This window comes from Citromicrobium sp. JLT1363 (assembly GCF_000186705.1).
GTDB lineage: Bacteria > Pseudomonadota > Alphaproteobacteria > Sphingomonadales > Sphingomonadaceae > Alteriqipengyuania.
This window is the reverse complement of the sequence record NZ_AEUE01000021.1, coordinates 1-1,140: the sequence shown is the minus strand read 5'-3', so window position 1 is coordinate 1,140 and position 1,140 is coordinate 1. Positions and strand designations below refer to the sequence as shown.

1 protein-coding gene is annotated in these 1,140 nt (G+C 56.1%); it reads right to left on the bottom strand.

Features of this window, described 5'->3' with window-relative positions; translation table 11 throughout:
* Window positions 1-1,140 (bottom strand): DNA polymerase (locus tag ADAD_RS0115205; protein ID WP_010415712.1); only part of this gene is annotated, 1,140 nt, incomplete at both ends.

The following is a 1,140-nucleotide window of genomic DNA, read 5'->3' as shown; positions in this document are numbered from 1 at the left end:
ATTGATATACGAAGCCCGCAAGTCGTCGCTACCCGGCCTACCGCAAAGTGCGCTAGAATGCGATAATGAATTTGTGAATAGTCCATTTTGCACCAATGCGAATGCCCCCTGTCGGGAATAAAGCACTTGCGAACGGCTTTGCCTAGTTTGGTGCGCGACGGGATATTTTGTAAGTTAGGGTCGGAAGACGCGAAGCGCCCTACCTTAGCCCCGTTGTCGTCGCCCTTAAGCGGGTGAAACTGTGGGAAGACCTTACCGCCTACGTTCTTGTCAAGAATATACGATTGAATGAACGTGCCGCACAGCTTTTCGCGTTCCCGAATATCGCGGATAATTTCGCCTAGCGGGTGTTCAAGCGCAGCTAGCCATTCCTTTTGCACCGACGGGTTGCCCGCTTCGGTAAGCGGCGTATCAATTCCTACGCGCTTGAATAGGGGGCCAAGTTGCCGCCCGTCGGTGCTATTCAGGCGGTAGCCGTATTCGGCGTAAATGCGGTCGTAAAGTGCGGCAATTTCAACCTGCATTTCGTCGTTAAGGCGCTGCGCTTGTTCTACGTCAACGCTAATGCCTTCAAGGCGCATACGGATTAGAAGCGGGATTAGGTCGCATTCCAGCCGGTAAACGTCAAGCAAGCCTTGCCGCAACATTTCTTCGTATTGGTGCGGGATAATCGACAAGGGCAAGTCGGCGTCGTCTTCGGCGTAGTGCCCGACAAGCCGGGGCGGTGCGCGAAAGATATTGCCGCGCGTTTCGCGCTTCGGTGTTTCCGGGTATGCAGCCCGTAGCCATTCGTAAAGCGCGTCGGTCGTCTTCGTGCGCCCTAGGTATTTGTGGCCTAGCACGTCAAGCGCGACTAGTGCGTTTTCGTCAATCAACGCTTCGGCAAACTGCACGTCATGCAACGGGCCGTCAACGTATACGCCTTCGGTCGTCAACCAACCTACGTCGTAAAGAAGGTTCGCCCCGGCCTTCGGTATCGTCGGCGTGTGCAAAGCTTCGCGTAGGAACCCGAAGACGCCGCGCGGGTCAAGGTTGTCGCCGCCTTCGACTTCGTGCCTTACCGGGAAATACCATTTACCCCGCGTGCCGTCGCGTGCCTGCGCAGCTAACGAAACGCCTACGATATGCCCGCGACCGCGA